General features: G+C 70.3%; 14 protein-coding genes. 3 read left to right on the top strand and 11 right to left on the bottom strand.

Annotation, left to right across the window (positions count from 1 at the left end):
• Nucleotides 1–303: 303 nt before the first annotated feature.
• Genes ehuA through ehuB form a run of 4 tightly spaced genes read right to left on the bottom strand, consistent with a single transcriptional unit; the run spans nt 304 to nt 3,330 of the window.
• Nucleotides 304–1,059 carry an ectoine/hydroxyectoine ABC transporter ATP-binding protein EhuA gene (gene ehuA / locus ACWEV3_RS39300; RefSeq protein WP_452618801.1) on the bottom strand — a complete coding sequence of 252 codons (756 nt, stop codon included), beginning with the start codon at nt 1,057–1,059 and terminating at the stop codon, nt 304–306.
• A gap of 13 nt (nt 1,060–1,072) precedes the next feature.
• On the bottom strand, nt 1,073–1,729 hold the full coding sequence (ehuD, locus tag ACWEV3_RS39295) for an ectoine/hydroxyectoine ABC transporter permease subunit EhuD (RefSeq protein ID WP_452618767.1): 657 nt from the start codon (nt 1,727–1,729) through the stop codon (nt 1,073–1,075).
• The gene (ehuC, locus tag ACWEV3_RS39290; protein WP_132494510.1) at nt 1,726–2,430 is read right to left on the bottom strand and encodes an ectoine/hydroxyectoine ABC transporter permease subunit EhuC; all 705 of its coding nucleotides are present in this window, start codon (nt 2,428–2,430) and stop codon (nt 1,726–1,728) included. Before ehuC ends, ehuD begins: the two co-directional genes overlap by 4 nt.
• Before the next feature lie 18 nt (nt 2,431–2,448).
• Nucleotides 2,449–3,330, bottom strand: coding sequence for an ectoine/hydroxyectoine ABC transporter substrate-binding protein EhuB (ehuB, locus tag ACWEV3_RS39285; RefSeq protein ID WP_452618766.1), 882 nt, complete (start codon nt 3,328–3,330; stop codon nt 2,449–2,451).
• A 358-nt stretch (nt 3,331–3,688) separates the two neighbouring features.
• Between ehuB and ACWEV3_RS39280 the strand changes: the two genes are divergently transcribed.
• Nucleotides 3,689–4,420: a hypothetical protein gene (locus tag ACWEV3_RS39280; RefSeq protein ID WP_452618765.1), complete on the top strand. Its 732-nt coding sequence runs from the start codon at nt 3,689–3,691 to the stop codon at nt 4,418–4,420.
• Here ACWEV3_RS39280 and ACWEV3_RS39275 read toward each other — a convergent pair.
• Nucleotides 4,410–5,501, bottom strand: coding sequence for an acetate/propionate family kinase (locus tag ACWEV3_RS39275; protein ID WP_452618764.1), 1,092 nt, complete (start codon nt 5,499–5,501; stop codon nt 4,410–4,412). The genes ACWEV3_RS39280 and ACWEV3_RS39275 overlap by 11 nt on opposite strands.
• Nucleotides 5,498–7,915 carry a phosphoketolase family protein gene (locus ACWEV3_RS39270; RefSeq protein WP_452618763.1) on the bottom strand — a complete coding sequence of 806 codons (2,418 nt, stop codon included), beginning with the start codon at nt 7,913–7,915 and terminating at the stop codon, nt 5,498–5,500. The genes ACWEV3_RS39275 and ACWEV3_RS39270 overlap by 4 nt, the downstream gene beginning before the upstream one ends.
• Before the next feature lie 167 nt (nt 7,916–8,082).
• Between ACWEV3_RS39270 and ACWEV3_RS39265 the strand changes: the two genes are divergently transcribed.
• Nucleotides 8,083–10,380 (top strand): M20/M25/M40 family metallo-hydrolase, encoded by a 2,298-nt coding sequence (locus tag ACWEV3_RS39265; protein WP_452618762.1) that lies wholly within the window; start codon nt 8,083–8,085, stop codon nt 10,378–10,380.
• A gap of 90 nt (nt 10,381–10,470) precedes the next feature.
• Here ACWEV3_RS39265 and ACWEV3_RS39260 read toward each other — a convergent pair whose 3' ends face one another.
• The 5 genes from ACWEV3_RS39260 to ACWEV3_RS39240 form a co-directional block, all read right to left on the bottom strand.
• Complete coding sequence (locus ACWEV3_RS39260) at nt 10,471–11,520, bottom strand: Gfo/Idh/MocA family protein (protein ID WP_452618761.1); 1,050 nt, start codon at nt 11,518–11,520, stop codon at nt 10,471–10,473.
• Between the two features lie 370 nt (nt 11,521–11,890).
• Nucleotides 11,891–12,586 (bottom strand): response regulator, encoded by a 696-nt coding sequence (locus ACWEV3_RS39255; RefSeq protein ID WP_132494405.1) that lies wholly within the window; start codon nt 12,584–12,586, stop codon nt 11,891–11,893.
• 37 nt (nt 12,587–12,623) lie between these two features.
• A complete protein-coding gene (locus tag ACWEV3_RS39250; protein ID WP_452618760.1) occupies nt 12,624–13,865 on the bottom strand; it encodes a sensor histidine kinase in 1,242 nt (413 codons plus the stop codon).
• 196 nt (nt 13,866–14,061) lie between these two features.
• Complete coding sequence (locus ACWEV3_RS39245) at nt 14,062–14,691, bottom strand: MBL fold metallo-hydrolase (protein WP_452618759.1); 630 nt, start codon at nt 14,689–14,691, stop codon at nt 14,062–14,064.
• Nucleotides 14,688–15,776 carry an S-(hydroxymethyl)mycothiol dehydrogenase gene (locus ACWEV3_RS39240; RefSeq protein WP_452618800.1) on the bottom strand — a complete coding sequence of 363 codons (1,089 nt, stop codon included), beginning with the start codon at nt 15,774–15,776 and terminating at the stop codon, nt 14,688–14,690. The genes ACWEV3_RS39245 and ACWEV3_RS39240 overlap by 4 nt, the downstream gene beginning before the upstream one ends.
• A gap of 143 nt (nt 15,777–15,919) precedes the next feature.
• Here ACWEV3_RS39240 and ACWEV3_RS39235 point away from each other — a divergent pair, with 143 nt between their 5' ends.
• Complete coding sequence (locus tag ACWEV3_RS39235; protein ID WP_452618758.1) at nt 15,920–16,726, top strand: SAM-dependent methyltransferase; 807 nt, start codon at nt 15,920–15,922, stop codon at nt 16,724–16,726.
• The last annotated feature ends 173 nt before the right edge of the window (nt 16,727–16,899 follow it).

Raw genomic sequence — 16,899 nt, 5'->3', positions numbered from 1 at the left:
TCGGTTTCAATTGAAACCGTCACCTCCCCGGAGCCTGGACCAACAGCTTCAACTGAGCCGTTTTCGTGCTGGCCGGTGCTGGTGACGGCATGAGTGCGCGGCACCGGGTCGTGAGTGCGCATGGTCGTGATAACGACCATCGCCACTCACGACTGAGGTGGCATGGCCTCGCCGAGGCGGGGTTGAAAAGGGCTCGTTGAAAACTCCGGCCCCCAGCGACCAGACGCAGTTTCAATTGAAACTGACACCTCCGAGGCCCTGGGCGGCAGTTTCAATTGAAACTGACACGCCGCAAGTCCGGGGTCACTTGCGTTCGAGGACCGCTTTGAGGAAGCGCTGGGTCCTCTCGTGCTGGGGGTCCTCGAAGATCTTCGAGGGCGGGCCGGACTCGATCACCGCTCCGGAGTCGAACATCAGGACCCGGTCCGAGATCTCCGCCGCGAAGCGCATCTCGTGGGTCACCAGCAGCATCGTCATCGCGGTGGTGTGGGCGAGGTCCCGGATGACCGCGAGGACCTCGCCGATGAGCTCCGGGTCCAGCGCGGAGGTGACCTCGTCGAAGAGCATCACCTTGGGGCGCATGGCCAAGGCCCGGGCGATCGCCACGCGCTGCTGCTGGCCGCCCGAGAGCTGCCCCGGCTTGTGCCGCAGGTGCTTCTGCAGCCCGACCATCCGCAACAGGTCGACCGCGCGGTGCTCGGCGTCGTCCCGCGACATCCCCAGCACCTGGACCGGCGCAAGCGCGACGTTGTTCAGCACAGTCATGTGCGGGAACAGGTTGAAGTGCTGGAAGACCATGCCGATCTTGCGCCGCACCGCCGCCTGGCCGCGGGTGTCCGCCGCCGCGCCGCCGCGGCGGTCCCACAGCGGCTCGCCATCGACCTCGACGAGGCCGCTGTCCGGCTCCTCCAAGGTCATGAGCAGCCGCAGGATGGTGGTCTTCCCGGAGCCGCTGGGCCCGATGATGGAGACCTTCTCCCCCGCCGCCACGTCGAGGTCGAGCTCGCGGAGCACGTGGTTGTCGCCGAACGACTTCCCCACGCCCGAGAACGAGATCATCGGCTGGACGTCCTCATCGCGGATGCGCAAGGCGCAGCTCCAATCGTTTGATCAGCTTCGCGGCCGGCAGGCTCACCGCCAGGAACAGCAGGCCCGCGATGGTCAGCGGCTCCAGGTAGCGGTAGCTGCCGGAGCCGATCGACGTCGCGTGGCTGAGCAGCTCGAAGACCGTGATGGCGGACAGGATCGCCGAGTCCTTGAACATCTGCACCACGTAGTTGCCCAGCGCCGGCACCACGTCGCGCACCGCCTGCGGCAGCACCACGAACCGCCAGCGCTGCACGGCGGACAGGCTCAGCGCCGTGGACGCCTCCCACTGCCCGGCGGGCACGCTCTGGATCCCGGCCCGGTAGACCTCGGCGGTGTAGGCGCTGTAGTTGATGCCGATGACGATGATCCCGGTGACCAGCGGCGAGAACTGCACCCCGACGTTGGGCAGCACGTAGAACGCGAAGTACGCCTGCACCAGCAGCGGCGTGCCCCGCACGAACAGGACGAAGAAGTCGAACAGCTTGCCCAGCAGCGGAATCCGCGAGTAGCGGACGACGGCCACCCCGAGCCCGAGCAGCAGCGCGATCACCGTGCCGACGAGCGTGACCTGAACGGTCACCCACAGTCCGTCCAAAAGGGACGGAACGATGCTCGCGGCGAAGGCCCAGTCCCAGATCATGAGCCGACCACCCCACCCCGCCGGAACAAGCGCTGCAGCAGCGTGGGCCGCAGCTCGGGCCGCCCCGGATCCATCCGGCGTTCGAGCCGGCCCATCCCGACCGACAGCACGTACGCCGCGACGAAGTACAGCACCAGGATGGTGCCGAAGACCGCGGTGGTGGCGCCGGTGGTCGCGCGCACCATCTGCGCCCGGAAGGTCAGGTCCGCGACGGTCACCAGGGACACCAGCGAGGTGTTCTTCAGCAGGTCGACGAAGACGTTGCCGAACGGTGGGATCATCGCCGGGATCGCCTGCGGCAGGATCACGTACCGCATCCGCTGGTACGGCGTCAGGCTCAACGCGATCGCCCCTTCGCGCTGCCCGCGCGGCAGCGCCGTGATGGCACCGCGCACGATCTCCGCGCCGTAGGCGCCCTCGTTGAGGCCGAGCGCCAGCACCGCCGCGGCGAACGGCACCAGCTGGACCCCGAAGAACGGTAGGGCGAAGAACAGCCAGAACAGCTGGACCAGCATCGACGTGCCGCGGAAGATCTCGATGAACACCCCGGCCGGCCAGCTCAGCCAACGCCGCCGCGACATGCGGCACAGGCCGGCCGCGAACGCGACCAGCACGGTGATCACCACGCCCACCGCGGTCAGCGCGAGCGTGATCAGCAACCCGTTGAGCAGCAGCGGCAAGAACGGCAGGATCTGCGACATGCGCCCAGCGCTCCCGGGTCAGCCGGCGACGGCGCAGAGCTGGTCGCGGGTGACACCCCGGGCCGCGTCCGCCGAAAAGCCCCACCGCGAGAGGATCTCGTCGAACTCGGGGCTGGCCTTCAACGCGCGCAGCTGTTCGTCGTAGGCGTTGACCAGGTCCTGGTCGGTCTTGCGGAAACCGGCGCCCGAACCGGTCTGCTGCACGTCCTGGACGGCCGGTGTGATGTCGATGCCGTCGGCCTTCAGCGAGTTCAGCGACAGCGTCGGCAGGAAGAACGCATCGGCGCGCCCGGCAAGCACCGCCTCGATCCCGCTGCGCCCGTCGGGAATGTTGACGATCTGGGCGGCCGGGACGTTCTGCGTCTTCAGCGCGCCGTCCTCGAAACCGCCCGGCAGCACGGCGACCTTCACCGCGGGGTCGGCCTTGACGGAGGCCACGCTGGTGAGGTTCTTCGGGTTCCCCGCGGGTACCGCGAACGACTCCGTCGACACGATTTCCGGCTCGGAGTAGAGGATCTGGCCGCACCTGGACTGCTTCATGAACAGCCCGGCGGCGATGATGTCCCACCGGTTGGCGTTGAGCCCGGGGATCATCGACTCGTACGGCGTGACGACGCCCTCGATGCTCGGGATGCCCATCCGCTTGAGCACGGCGGCGACCACGTCCGGCTCCGCGCCGGTGACCGTGCCGTCCGGCTTGATCTGCGTGTACGGGGGCTCGTTCGCGATGGCGATGCGGGCGGAGCCCCGCGCCTTGATCTGGTCCAACGTGGACCCCGGCTGTCCGGTGCCGGGCTGGGTGAAGCTGCATCCGGTGAGGAGACCCGCCGCCGGCAAGGCCAGGGCCGCCGCCGCACTACCGCGGAACAACTGTCGTCGGGAGATTTCGGATCTGCGCATCGGCTCACGCCTCCCTCGCGAGCATCACCCAATCGAGTGATGCGTTGGGCAGAGACGCTAGGTCGCCCGATTGACCCTGTCAATGAACGGATTGTTGACAATGAGTAACCTCCGGATTCGGCCGCTCGGCGGTACGAAAGCTCGCAAGATGCCGAACCGCCAGCGCAAACGCACCAAAGAACGCGAGCCGGGCAGGGCGCCGACCGCCCCGGCGCGGCATTTCCGCTGCGCCGATCCGGCGAACTTCCGCTCGCCGTCCGGAGTTGGACGGCCGTCCACAATGTCCTCGCTTCGCAAGGCGAAGCAGTCCGAAAGGTCCGGGTACCCTGTGATCGTCCCGGACGACCAGGAGCGCACCATGACCACCGAGCCCTGCTCCCCGGCCGTGCTGCTCGGGCGGCTGCGGGAGTGTGACCGGCTGCTCCCGAGGCCGGGCACGATCCGCTCCCCCACCCTGCCGACGGTCCCCTGGGCGGAATTCTGCGATCCGGCCGGGCCGTGGCTGGCGCGCTGCGTCGAGGAATGGCAGGAACGCGGCGAATTCCGGCACCGCAGGGCGGGAATCGTGCTGGTGGCGTTCCGCTTCGGCTGGCTCGCCTGCTGCGCCACGGTGCCGGAGCACCACCTCGGGGCGCCGCTGCCCGCGCTGGACGACCTGCGCGTCGCGATCACGACCGAAGGACGCCTCTCCGGGCTCCGCCCGGCCGGCGAACTCGGCGAGAGCAGCCCGCAGCTGTGGTGGGACCAGCTCCGCCGGGCGTTCGAGCCGCTGACCGAGGCGCTGCACGCGCTCGGCGGCCCGGCCCCGGAAAGCCACGAGTACTGGGGAAATCCGGTCGGCTCCATCGGCACGGTGCTCTGGCGCCTGCAACGCTCCGGACTGCCCGGCGACGCGATCGGCACGGCCCGCGAGCTCCGCGCGGCCACCGGCCGCGAGCGCCTGCTGGAGATCGACGAGCGGCGGGACACCTGGCCGCGCCGGACCACCTGCTGCCAGTGGTGGCGAAAGCCGGGCAACGGCTACTGCGAGGAATGCGTTCTCTGGAACTCCGCCGCCCGCAAGCCGCCCCGCAGCAGCGTCACCAGGTGACCGTTGCCGCCGCGCGGGTTTCGCGGGCGATCTCCAGGTCCTCGCGGGCCTGCACCACCACAGTGCGCACCGCTGCGCCGGGCGCGGTGATGTCGGCGTCGTCCGACGCCGCCGCGTTCAACGCCGGATCCGCCGCCGCGCCGGCGAATCCCAGCGCCTCGCAGACCGCCGCCCGCACCGGCGGCTGGTGCTCGCCGATGCCACCGGTGAACACCAGCAGGTCCAAACCACCGAGCACCGCGACCATCGCCCCGGCGAACCGGACCAGGCTGTGCCGGTACACGTCGAAGGCGACCGCCGCGTCCGCGTCGCCGCGCTCGCGGGCCGCCAGCACTTCGCGCAGGTCGCCGGAGCCGCCGGTCAGCCCGGCCAGACCCGACTGCGTCGCCAGCACGTCGAACAACTCCTGCGGCGCAACGCTTTTCGTGGTCATCAGCCAGCCGAGCAGCCCCGGGTCGACCGTGCCGCTGCGGGTGTTCATGACCAGCCCCTCTTCCGGGGTGAAGCCCATCGTCGTGTCCACGCACCGCCCGTCTCGCACCGCCGCCATCGAGGCCCCGGCGCCGAGGTGGCAGCACAGCACCCGCCCCTCCCGCGGCGGCAACCCCGCCACCTCCGCGCCGCGGACCACGGCGTAGGAGTGCGACAGGCCGTGAAACCCGTAGCGGCGCAACGACCACCGCCGATTCCACTCCCGGGGCAGTGCGTAAGTGGCTGCTGCCACCGGAAGCCCGGCGTGGAACGCGGTGTCCACGCACGCCACCGACGGCGTGCGCGGCGCGGCGGTCAGGGCTGCGCGCAGCCCGGCGATCGCGCGCGGCTGGTGCAGCGGGGCGAGCTCGGTCAGCGAATCCAGGTAGGCCAGCACCTCGTCGTCGACCACGGTCGCCGCGACGATCCGGGTGCCACCGTGCACCACGCGGTGCCCGACGGCGTCCGCGCCGTGCTCGTCGAGGAACCGGCGGATCGGGTCCGCCCCGCCCTCCCAGCGCTCCAGGGTCTCCTCGGCGATCGCCTCGTCGCCGTCCAGCAGACCGAGCTTCAGGCTGCTGGAACCCGCGTTCACCGTCAGCACCCTCATCTCGACGACCACACCCAGTCCCGGATCTCCGGCATGTCCTCGCCGTACGTCGACACGTAGTTCCGGTGCTCGATCAGCTTGTCCTGCAACTCTTCTCGCTCGTAGGCCGCGCTCGGACCCAGCCGCGGCACCCGGTCGATCACGTCGATGGCGAGGTTGAATCGGTCGATCTGGTTGAGCACGCACATGTCGAACGGCGTGGTGGTGGTGCCCTCCTCCTTGTAGCCGCGGGCGTGGATGTTGTCGTGGTTGTGCCGGCGGTAGGTCAGCCGGTGGATCAGCCAGGGATAGCCGTGGAAGTTGAAGATCACCGGCCGGTCGCGGGTGAACAGGCTGTCGAAGTCGGCGTCGGACAACCCGTGCGGGTGCTCGCGCTCGTCCTGCAGCCGCATCAGGTCCACCACGTTGATCACCCGGATGCGCAGGTCCGGGAAGCGCTCGCGGAGCAGGTCGACGGCGGCCAGCGTCTCCATCGTCGGAACGTCCCCGGCGCACGCCATCACCACGTCCGGCTCGCCGGCCTGATCGCTGCTGGCCCAGTCCCAGATACCGATCCCCTTGGTGCAGTGCACGATCGCCGCGTCCATGTCCAGGTACTGCGGCGCGGGCTGCTTGCCCGCGACCACGACGTTGATGTAGTTCCGGCTGCGCAGGCAGTGATCGGCCACCGACAGCAGCGTGTTCGCGTCCGGCGGCAGGTAGACCCGCACCACCTCGGCCTTCTTGTTCATCACGTGGTCGATGAACCCCGGGTCCTGGTGGGAGAAGCCGTTGTGGTCCTGCCGCCAGACGTGCGAGGTCAGCAGGTAGTTCAGCGATGCGATCGGCGCGCGCCAGGCGAGCCCGCGGGTGACCTTCAGCCACTTGGCGTGCTGGTTGACCATCGAGTCCACGATGTGCGCGAAGGCCTCGTAGCAGGAGAAGAACCCGTGCCTGCCGGTGAGCAGATAGCCCTCCAGCCAGCCCTGGCAGGTGTGCTCGGAGAGGATCTCCATCACCCGGCCGTCGGGGGCCAGCGCGTCGTCGCCCGGTTCGGTCTCCGCGTCCCAGGCGCGCGACGTGGCGTCGAGGATCGCGTTGAGGCGGTTGGAGTTGTTCTCGTCGGGCGAGAAGACCCGGAAGTTGCGCTCGCCCTCGTTCAGGCGCATCACGTCGCGCAGGAAGCCGCCCAGCACCCGGGTGGCCTCACCGGTGGTGGCACCGGGCTCGTCGACCCGCACGGCGTAGGCCCGGAAGTCGGGCATCCGCAGCGCGCGCAACAGGATCCCGCCGTTGGCGTGCGGGTTGTCGCTCATCCGCCGGGTGCCCACCGGGTTGTGGTCCTTGATCCGCTGCACCGGCGCACCGCTCGCCTCGAACAGCGCGGCGGGTTCGTAGCTGCGCAGCCAGGATTCGAGCTGGCGCAGGTGCTCCTCGTTCTGGCGCGGATCGCTGATCGGCACCTGGTGCGATCGCCAGGTGCCCTCCACCCGATTTCCGTCCACAGTGGCCGGACCGGTCCAGCCCTTCGGGGTGCGCAGCACGATCATCGGCCAACGCGGCCGCTGCACCCGGCCGTCCCGGCGGACCCGGCGCTGGATCGCGGCGATCTCGTCGAGGCACCGGTCCAGCGTCGCGGCGAACAGGTGGTGCATCGGCTCCGGCGCCGAGCCGGACACCAGGTACGGCTCGTAGCCGAAGCCGCGCAGCATGCTGAACAGCTCCTCGTCCGGGATGCGCGCCGGCACCGTCGGATTGGCGATCTTGTAGCCGTTGAGGTGCAGGATCGGCAGCACCGCGCCGTCGCTCACCGGGTCCAGGAACTTGTTGGAATGCCAGCCGGCGGCCAGCGGCCCGGTCTCGGCCTCCCCGTCACCGATCACGCACGCCACGATCAGGTCGGGGTTGTCGAAGGCGGCGCCGAAGGCGTGCGAGAGCGAGTACCCGAGCTCGCCGCCCTCGTGGATCGAGCCGGGCGTCTCCGGCGCGACGTGGCTGGGGATGCCGCCGGGGAAGGAGAACTGGGTGACCAGGCGGCGCAGGCCGTCGTAGTCCTGTGCGACGTCCGGGTAGACCTCGCTGTAGGTGCCCTCCAGCCACGCGGCCGCGACCAGCCCCGGCCCGCCGTGCCCCGGCCCGATCACGTACATCATGTCCAGGTCGCGGGCCCGGATCGCCCGGTTGAGGTGGGAGTAGACGAAGTTCAGGCCCGGCGTGGTGCCCCAGTGCCCGAGCAACCGCGGTTTGACGTGCTCGGGCCGCAGCGGCTCCCGCAGGAGGGGGTTGTCCATCAGGTAGATCTGCCCGACGGACAGGTAGTTGGCCGCCCGCCACCAGAGCTGCAGGCCGTCGAGTTCCGCGGCGTCCAGGTGTTCGGACACGGCGGGCGTGGTCGTCCAGGTGGCCCCGGTCGCGGTGCTGATCTCGCTGCTCATCCCGGCTCCTCAAGCTCGACACCCGCCAACCAGCGTGGGCGGCACCGGCCGGTTCGCAACTCGGCGGCGCAGGACCAGCACTGATCCGGTATCTGCGGAAAACCGCAGTCGATGAGTGCTGTGCACCGCATTCCGCGGCGCGCCGCGGCGCCATAGCTTTGCGCCTCGTGACCGGAAAGTTGATCAACAAGCGTTTCCCGCCCGCGGCCGGGGTCGCGAGCGCGCTCGCCGTGCTGGTGGTACTCGCGTTGTCCGCACTGGGCGGTGCGAGCACCCAGCAGCCCGCTCCGGCCTCGGCACCCGCCGGCGAGTTCAGCGCCGAGCGCGCCGTTTCCGAGCTCGGCGGATTCGCCACCGAGCCCCGTCCGATGGGCAGCCCGGCGAGCGACCGGGCCAAGGATCACCTCGTCGAGCGGCTGCGCGCGCAAGGACTGCAGGTGCAGGTCCAGCACTCGGTGGGCGCGCGCTCGGCCACCGGGCTGGCGACGTTCGGCCGGGTCGACAACGTGGTGGCGACGCTGCCCGGCAACGCATCCACGGGATCGGTCCTGCTCACCGCCCACTACGACTCGGCGGCCGTCGGCGCCGGCGCATCGGACGACGGTGCTTCCGTCGCGGCGATGCTGGAGACCGTCCGGGCGCTGCGGGCCGGCGGGCCGCAGCGCAACGACCTCGTGCTGGTGATCACCGACGGAGAGGAGGACGGCTTGCTCGGCGCGAACGCGTTCGTCCGGGAGCACCCGCTCGCCCTTCGCCGCGGAGTGGTCCTCAACTGGGAAGCACGGGGCGTCGACGGCCCGTCGCTGATGTTCGAGACGTCCGAGGACAACGCGCGTCTGGTCGAAACGTTCACCACCGCGGTCGCGCACCCGCGAGGCGACTCCTCGATGGTCGCGATGTATCGGATGCTGCCGAACAACACCGATTTCACCGCCTTCACCCGGGCCGGTTTCACCGGCCTCAACTCGGCGTACATCGAGGGCTCGTCGCGCTACCACACCGCGGGCGACTCGATCGCGAACCTGGCGCCGGGCAGCCTCCAGCACCAGGGCGAGAACATGCTCGCCCTGGCCCGCGCCTTCGGCGGCGCCGATCTCGCCGGGCTGCGTTCGGACCACGACCTGATCTACTTCCGCGCGCTCGGCACGACGATCACCTACCCCGACGCGCTGGTCTGGCCGCTGGCCGGGCTCGCCGCGTCGTTGCTGGTGAGCGCCGTGGCGCTGGCGCGGTACCGACGGCTGGTCTCGCTGCCGAAGGTGCTGGTGAGCGCGCTGTCCGCGCTGCTCCCGATCGGCGCTTCGGCCGTGCTCGCGCAGGCGATGTGGTCGCTGATGGTGGCGGTGCGCCCCGGCTACGACCTGATGGGCGGTCTGGTGCACCGCCCGCTGATCTTCCAGGTCGCCATCGTCGCGCTCACCGGATTCGCGCTGCTCTGCTGGTACCTGCCGCTGCGCAACCGGCTCGGCCAGGCGGCACTCGCGCTCGGCGGCCTGGCCTGGCCGACGGCCTTGGGCATCGCGTGCGCTGCGCTCGCGCCGGGGGCGTCGTTCGTGTTCGCCGTTCCGGCGCTGGCGGGAGCTCTCGGCGCGCTCATCGCGTTGGTGTTCCCGAGGTGGGCTCTCGTTCCGGTCTCCGCCGGTGCCTTGGTGTCCGCGATGGTGCTGCCTGCCGTCGCGCGCAATGTCTTCCACGGCGTGGGCTTGGCCCTCGGCGGTGCCGGCGCGCTGCTGGCCGTTCTGCTCGGACTGGTGCTGCTGCCGATCGGCGAGCTGTTCTTCCCCGACCGCGCACTACGCCGTCGAAGCGTCGCAGTCGTCCTGATGTCGGCATTCGCAGTCGCCTGCGCCTTGGTAGGTGGCGGTCTTGCCGCGGACGGATTCGATGCGCAGCACCCCCGCCGCTCGCATCTCGCCTACGTCCTGGACGCGGACTCGAACACCGCGAGCTGGGTCAGCGCCGAGGACGAGCCGACCGACTGGACCAAGCAGTTCGTCGGCACCCGCGACACCGACCGGCTCCCGGCCGGGTACGCGCGTGGTGACCTGTGGACCGGCCCGGCACAACCGCTCGACGTCGACGGGCCGCGCGTGACCGGATCCCGCGCCGGAGACACCGTGACTCTGCACGTGTCCTCCGGTCGCGGTGCGGCGGACCTGGTGCTGCGCGTGGACCGGCCGATCACCGACGTCACGGCTCGTGCCCCCGGCAGCGCCCCGGTGTCGGTCCAGGTGTCCGGCACTCGCGCCGGAACGTGGCCCGGTGAGATCCGCTTCCGCGACCTGCCACCGGAAGGCGCGGACATCACCTTCCGCGCTCGCGGGAACGAGGTCCGGGTGACGGCGATCGACGAAACCCACGGCCTCGCCGCGGCCCCCGGCTTCCACCCGCGGCCGCCGGACGTCGAGGCGGGCACCCGCGAAGACGGCGACCGCATCGCGGTCACCCGCACCTACCGGTTCTGACCAACGTGGACGATCGTTTCGCCTGGTGACCACCCGTGCGTACTTTGTGCTGCCATAGCGGCACAAAGCACGCACGGGATCTGATCCGTTCTACAGCAGGCGATCGACGGTGATCTCGGCCGCAGAGCGGCTGGCCGCCGAGATGATGTCCAGCGCGGCCACCGCGTCGGCCGGGTCCACCGGCGGCGGCGCGCCGTCGCGCAGCGCCGCGACGACTCCGTCGTAGAACGCCGGGTAGTCGCCCGCTTCGCTGGGCACCCGACGGACCTCGTCGCCGACGCCCAGGACACCCCACATCTCCTCGGGCTCCCGGCCCCACGTGTCGTCGACGGGCAGTCGGCCGGCGCGCAGCGCGGCCTCCTGCGGGTCCACGCCGTACTTGGTGAAGGTGGCGGCGTCGCCGAGCACCCGGAAGCGCGGGCCCTGCTGCGCCGCGACCTTGCTCATCCACAGGTGCGAACGCACCCCGTTGGCGTGGGTCAGCGCGAGGAACGAATCGTCGTCCGCCCGCACCCCGTCGCGCCGGCAGTCGATCTCGGCGTAGACCGCCGCGACCGGGCCGAACAGCTGGAGGGCCTGGTCGATCAGGTGGCTGCCCAGGTCGTAGAGGACGCCCGCGACTTCCTCCGCCCCGCCGGAGTCGCGCCAGGTCGGCTTCGGCGTCGGCGACCAGCGCTCGAACCGCGACTCGAAGCGGTGCACCCGGCCCAGCTCGCCGTCGTCGAGCAGCCTGCGCACGGTGCGCATGTCGTTGTCCCAGCGGCGGTTCTGGAAGACCGTCAGCAACTGCCCCTTCGCCGCGGCGTGCTCGATCAGCTGCCGCCCCTCGACCGAGGTCGGCGTGAACGGCTTGTCCACCACCACGGGCAGCCCGACGTCCAGCGCGGCGGTGGCCAGCTCGACGTGGGTGCGGTTGGGGCTGGCGATCACCACCAGGTCCGGCTCGCGCGCCAGCAGCGCGTCCATGTCGCCGACCACCGCGGTGCCGGGGTGGTCGGCGCGCACTTGCTGCTGCCGCTGCGGGTTGGCGGTGACGACCGCGTCCAGCCGCAGCGACGGGTGGGCGGCGATCAGCGGCGCGTGGAAGATCGCGCCGCCAACGCCATATCCGACAAGTCCGACTCGCAGTGCAGAACCCATGTCCCCATTAGACCGCCGCCAGACCCAACCCCGCCCCACCGGGCCCGCACCCCACCCGGTGAGCCGCAATTTCAATGAGCCTTTTTCATCCTGGCCGGCCCGCAACCGCGGGCCGCAAAGCCGCACGTCGATGAGGTGTCGCATGCGCCGCAGGCGCATAACCCACCTACGACACTCGCACCTCCGCGGGTTCTCAGAGGCTCCCTGGCGAGGACGGCCCCTCCGCCGTGTATCGGACATACATCAGGAGGGGCCCCACAGACCAGGGAGCCTCTGAGGTTCCGCTACCCGCACCGTCACGCAGAACGAGGTTGGAAAAACCTCAAATGAAATCGAAGGTTCGATTTCAATGGAAATTGCGGCGCTGGGGTCAGGCCGAGGCTTGGCGCGGGCGCACCTCGGCCTGGCCGGGGCAGACCAGACCGGTCTCGTAGGCCGTGATCACCAGCTGGGTGCGCGAACTGAGGTGCAGCTTCTGCATCACGTGGTAGAGGTGCGACTTGACCGTCAGCTCCGCTAAACCGAGGTTGCGGGCGATCTCGGCGTTCGACCCACCGCGGGCGACCTCCAGCAGCACGTCCAACTCCCGCTCCGTCAGCACGCTCAGCTCGCTGCGCGCGTCGCGGACGCCCAGCGCCGCGAAGCGCTGCAGGAGCCGCTTGGTGACCCGAGGCGACAGCAGCGCGTCTCCGGCCGCGACCGTGTGCACGGCCTTGACCAACTCCTCCGGCGTGGCGTCCTTGAGCAGGAAACCGCTGGCCCCGGCGCGCAGCGCGGCGTAGACGTACTCGTCGAGATCGTGCACCGTGAGCATGATCACCGAGGTCTCGCCGCCGGTCTCCGCGATGATGTCTCCGGCCGCCGCGATGCCGTCCTTGCCGGGCATCCGCACGTCCATGAGCACCACGTCGGGCCGTCGGCGGCGCACCGCCGCCAACGCCGCATCGCCGTCGGCGGCTTCGGCCAGGACCCGCAGGCCCGGCTCGTTGGACAACAGGGCAACCAGTCCCGCGCGGATCATCGCTTGGTCATCGGCTACCAGGACAGTCGTGTCCGCAGTTTCCACGCCGGGCCTCCTCGGTCCGGACGGCCTGAATTCCGACTCAGGCCAGGTCCGAATTTTCCGGGCACGGTAGCACGGCTTCAAGGTGAAATCCGTTCAAAATCGGATGTGCGGTCAAGGTTCCGCCCAGCAGCGCAACGCGTTCCCGCAGCCCGATCAGCCCATGTCCCGACTGTTGGGAGACGGGCCTGCCATCCACCGCGTCGAGCCCGCTGATGCGGTTGGTCACCTCGATCCGCAGCGCATCGGGCCCGTAGTCCAGCAACACCCGCGCCCGGCCGGCCCCGGCGTGCTTGAGCACGTTCGTCATCGCTTCCTGCACGATCCGGTACGCGGTCATCTCCACGCCGGAGCCGAGCTCGCGGACCTTGCCGCGCCGGTCCAGCGTCCACACCACGTTCCCGCCGCGGACCGACTCGACCAGCGCGTCCACCCCGTCCAGGCTGGGCGTCGGCTGCCAGTCCATCGGGTCCTGACCGGCCGGGTTGCGATCGCGCAGCACGTTGAGCAGGTTGCGCATCTCCCCCAGCGCGCCGCGCGAAGTCTGTTCGAGCTCCTGCAGGGTCTGCCGGGCGTGATCCGGATCGCGGTCGATCAGCGCGCGAGCGACGCCCGCGCGCAGCGCGACCACGGACAGGTTGTGCGACACGATGTCGTGGAACTCGCGGGCGATGCGGGCCCGTTCGACGACCGCGGCGTCGGCGGCGAGCTGATCGCGTGCCTCGTCCAGCAGCGCCATGGTCTGCTCCAGCTGCGCCGCCCGCCGACGGCCGATCCGCACCGCCCGGGCCCAGCCGACCACCATCACGAGGTTCACCACCGCGCCGGAGATCCGCAGCAGCCCCTCCACCGGCGTCAGCTCGTAGACGACGAGCTCGCTGACCGGGTAGACCATCGCGATCGTCGCGGCGCCCACCTCGCCGATCACCGAGTTGCGCACGCAGACGGAGTAGACCGCGACCAGGATCACCAGGTTCAGCCCGCCGATGTTCAGCCGCAGCAAGGTGAGCCCGACGGCGACCGCCAGCAGCGCGAACAGCACCAGCCACGGCGCCCGCCGGCGCAGCAGCAGCAGGCTGGTGGCGGGCACGCTCACCAGCAGCGGCCACCACCAGTCCATCCACGGTGGATGGTCGCCGATGGTCAGGTCGAAGCCGTGCAGCACCGAGAGCACCAGCACGAAGGCGAGATCGCCGAGCGCGGCGCGATGCGCGGTGGCCCACGCCAGCACGCCGGTCCGCCGCTCGACGACCGCGGCGCGGTCAATTGCGTGATCGACCAATCGAACCTGCCTCGCAGACCGTTCCTGAAGCCGTCAGCGCGTCGGCGCAGATCGGCTCGTGAGCGGGAATTCCGGTTCTCACCGGAACGAACGCTCACGAGAACCAAGATCGTGTACCACCGCGCCGACGCGCTTCATCCGGCGAAAGTCGTAGCGGCGAACCTACCGTTCGCCGCCGCCGACCTACCTCGAACGGTCAGTACCCGCGCGCGACCCATTCGTCGAACTGCGGCCGGACCGCGCCGATCGTGCTGCTCTCCCCGTGTCCGGTCCGGACCTCGGTGTCCTCGGGCAGCGGCAGCAGCCGGTCCCGGATCGACGCCACGACGACGTCGAAGTCCGAATAGGACCGCCCGGTCGCGCCGGGCCCGCCGGCGAACAGCGTGTCGCCGGTGAACACCACGCCGAGTTCGGGCGAGTACAGGCAGACCGCGCCCGGCGCGTGGCCGGGCGTGTGCAGCACCCGCAGGCTCGCGCCGCCGACCTCGATCACCTGGCCGTCGGCGAGTTCCCGGTCCGGCGCGCGGTCCGGGTGCACCAGGTTCCACAGCACCATGTCGTCGGGGTGCAGGAAGATCGGCGCGCCGACCGCGTCGGCCAGCTCCGGAGCCCTGCGCACGTGGTCGTCGTGGGCGTGCGTGCACACCACGCCCAGCACGCGGCGGTCGCCGACGAGCCGGCGGATCGCCTCGACGTCGTGCGGCGCGTCGATGATCACGCACTCGCGGTCGTCGCCGACCACCCACGCGTTGTTCTCGACGTCGAAGGTCTGGCCGTCCAGCGAGAACGTGCCCGACGTGGTCGTGTGGTCGATGCGCGGCGTCATCCGAAGGTCACCACCGAACGCAGCACCTCGCCGCGGTGCATCTTCTCGAACGCCTGCTCCACCTGGTCCAGCTCGATCTCCTCGCTGACGAACTTCTCCAGCGGCAACCGGCCCTGCAGGTAGAGCTCGATCAGCATCGGGAAGTCGCGTTCCGGCAGGCAGTCGCCGTACCAGCTGGACTTCACCGCGCCGCCGCGCCCGAACACGTCCAGCAGCGGCAGCTCCAGCTTCATCTCCGGCGTCGGCACGCCGACCAGCACCACGGTGCCGGCCAGGTCGCGCGCGTAGAAGGCCTGCTCGAAGGTCTCCGGGCGGCCGACCGCGTCGATCACCAGGTCGGCGCCGAAGCCGCCGGTGAGCTCCCGGATCGCCTCGACGGCATCGGTCTCGGCGGCGTTGATCGTGTGCGTGGCGCCGAACTGCCGCGCCCACTCCAGCTTCTTCGGATCCCGGTCCACCGCGATGATCCGCCGCGCCCCGACCATGCTCGCCCCGGCGATCGCGCCGTCGCCGACGCCACCGCAGCCCAGCACCGCGACGGTGTCCCCCGGCCCGGCGCCGCCGGTGTTGACCGCGGCCCCGATCCCGGCCATCACGCCGCAGCCCAGCAGCCCGGCCACCGCCGGGCGCGCCGCGGGATCGACCTTGGTGCACTGCCCGGCGTGCACCAGCGTCTTCTCCGCGAAGGCCCCGATGCCCAGCGCCGGCGACAGCGGCGTGCCGTCGGTCAGCGTCATCGGCTGCGCGGCGTTGTGGGTGGCGAAGCAGTACTGCGGCCGGCCCCGCTTGCAGGCCCGGCACACCCCGCACACCGCGCGCCAGTTGAGGATCACGAAGTCGCCGGGCTGCACGTCGCGCACGCCCTCGCCGACCGCTTCGACGATGCCCGCGGCCTCGTGCCCGAGCAGGAACGGATATTCATCGCTGATACCGCCCTCGCGGTAGTGCAGGTCCGTGTGGCACACCCCGCACGCCTGCACCCGCACCACGGCCTCGCCGGGTCCCGGATCCGGAACGCGGATGGTCACCACCTCGACCGGTGCGCCTTTCCCGGTCGCCACCACCGCGCGGACGTCGTCGGCCACGAGCACCTCCACCAAATCGTCGTTTCGGCCACCATCGTCGTACGCGCGCTCGACCGTCAGCAAGAGCGACACCGGATCGATCGTGAACACCCTGCGTCACTGATTGACTACTGTACGATTCCAGTGAGCGGGGGAGGACGATCATGACCGACATGCGCATTCCGCCGGTCCGGGAAATGGACATCGCTCGGCCTTGCGCAGCCCGGATCTACGACGCCTTCCTCGGCGGCAGCCACAACCTCGGCTGCGAGCGAGCCTTCATGGAAGACCTGGAACGGGAGCTGCCGCACATCGGCGAGTCGTACCGGGAGAACCGGGCGTTCGTCCGGCGCTCCGTGGAGTACCTGCTCGCGCACGGCGTCCGCCAGTTCATCGACCTGGGCTCGGGCATCCCCACCATCGGCCACGTGCACGAGGTGGCCCGGCGCCGGACCCGCGACTTCCGGGTGCTGTACGTGGACAACGAGCCGCTCACCGTGGCGCACAGCAAGCCGCTGCTGGCCGGCGAGCCTCGCGCCGAGATCATCCGGGTGGACTGCCGGAACCCGCAGGCGGTTCTGGCTTCCCCGGAGGCCGCCGAGCTGCTCGACCTGGACCGGCCGGTGGCGCTGCTGATGGCGGCGGTGCTGCACTTCGTCCCCGACGCCGACGACCCGGTCGCGCTGGTCGAGGCCTACCGCGACGCGCTGGTTCCCGGCAGCCACCTGGTGATCTCGCACCTGACCGGCAGCCACGACCCGGACGAGATGCGCATCCTGGCGGGCCGCTACGAGGAGACGACCGACCCGCTGCACCCGCGCGAAGTGGAGTGGATCGAGAAGCAGTTCGGCGACTTCGAGGTCGTCCCGCCGGGAACGACGTACCTGTCGGACTGGCGCCCGGAACCCGGCCGGACCGCGGCGAACCGCCCCTACCGCCTGCTCTACGGCGGAGTCGCCCGCAAGCACTGACCCCCTGACGCAATTTCAATGGAAATTGCGGAAGTTGTCCACAGGCTTCGGCGTGTCGTAGCGCGACCCGCCGTCCTTGGTCCGCAATTTCCATTGACCTTTTTTCATCCTCTGCGCGGATGGCCTGTGTCCTGGGTCGTGAGTGGTCATGGCTGCTGTGGCGACCATAGCCA

This window comes from Saccharopolyspora sp. NPDC003752 (assembly GCF_053605825.1).
Note: the sequence above shows the minus strand (reverse complement) of the source record. Positions and strands in the feature narration are given on the sequence as shown.

Coding starts and splice junctions, on each gene's coding strand:
- ehuC (WP_132494510.1), bottom strand. CDS start 2,430: ATGTCGCAGATCCTGCCGTTCTTGCCGCTGCTGCTCAACGGGTTGCTG.
- ehuA (WP_452618801.1), bottom strand. CDS start 1,059: ATGATCTCGTTCTCGGGCGTGGGGAAGTCGTTCGGCGACAACCACGTG.
- ACWEV3_RS39260 (WP_452618761.1), bottom strand. CDS start 11,520: ATGGGTTCTGCACTGCGAGTCGGACTTGTCGGATATGGCGTTGGCGGC.
- ACWEV3_RS39275 (WP_452618764.1), bottom strand. CDS start 5,501: ATGAGGGTGCTGACGGTGAACGCGGGTTCCAGCAGCCTGAAGCTCGGT.
- ACWEV3_RS39270 (WP_452618763.1), bottom strand. CDS start 7,915: ATGAGCAGCGAGATCAGCACCGCGACCGGGGCCACCTGGACGACCACG.
- ACWEV3_RS39280 (WP_452618765.1), top strand. CDS start 3,689: ATGACCACCGAGCCCTGCTCCCCGGCCGTGCTGCTCGGGCGGCTGCGG.
- ACWEV3_RS39235 (WP_452618758.1), top strand. CDS start 15,920: ATGACCGACATGCGCATTCCGCCGGTCCGGGAAATGGACATCGCTCGG.
- ehuD (WP_452618767.1), bottom strand. CDS start 1,729: ATGATCTGGGACTGGGCCTTCGCCGCGAGCATCGTTCCGTCCCTTTTG.
- ehuB (WP_452618766.1), bottom strand. CDS start 3,330: ATGCGCAGATCCGAAATCTCCCGACGACAGTTGTTCCGCGGTAGTGCG.
- ACWEV3_RS39245 (WP_452618759.1), bottom strand. CDS start 14,691: ATGACGCCGCGCATCGACCACACGACCACGTCGGGCACGTTCTCGCTG.